This is a genomic window from Paraburkholderia sp. J11-2 (assembly GCF_905220185.1).
GTDB lineage: Bacteria > Pseudomonadota > Gammaproteobacteria > Burkholderiales > Burkholderiaceae > Paraburkholderia.
Genome location: NZ_CAJMYY010000126.1, coordinates 1 through 389 on the forward strand (window position 1 = coordinate 1; position 389 = coordinate 389).

Genomic DNA, 389 nt, shown 5'->3' on the forward strand with positions numbered 1-389 from the left:
TCGGCGTGGCGCGTGCTGCCGAACCGCTGGGACTTCGTGGCGTTCCCGCTGATGATCGGCCTGATCGCGATGGCGGCCGTGGGCTTTCACGAGACGATGGCGCCCATCGCCACGCTCAAGACCCAGGTCATCTCGCTCGATCCGGCCAACCTGCCCGAGTACGCCATGCGCACCACGCTGCGCATGCTCGCGGCCATGGTCGCCTCGCTGACCTTCACGCTCGTGTACGGCACGCTCGCGGCGAAGAGCCGCCGCGCGGGCCTGCTGCTCGTGCCGATTCTCGACATCCTGCAGTCGGTGCCGGTGCTCGGATACATCTCGTTCACGGTCACGTTTTTCCTCGCGCTCTTTCCCTCGCGCGTGCTCGGCGCCGAACTCGCGGCGATCTT

Annotated in this window: 1 pseudogene; it reads left to right on the forward strand. The window is 67.4% G+C overall.

The window, feature by feature from the left end:
• Positions 1-389 (forward strand): annotated as a pseudogene (locus tag U5A57_RS41445) (sulfonate ABC transporter permease); the annotation flags it as partial.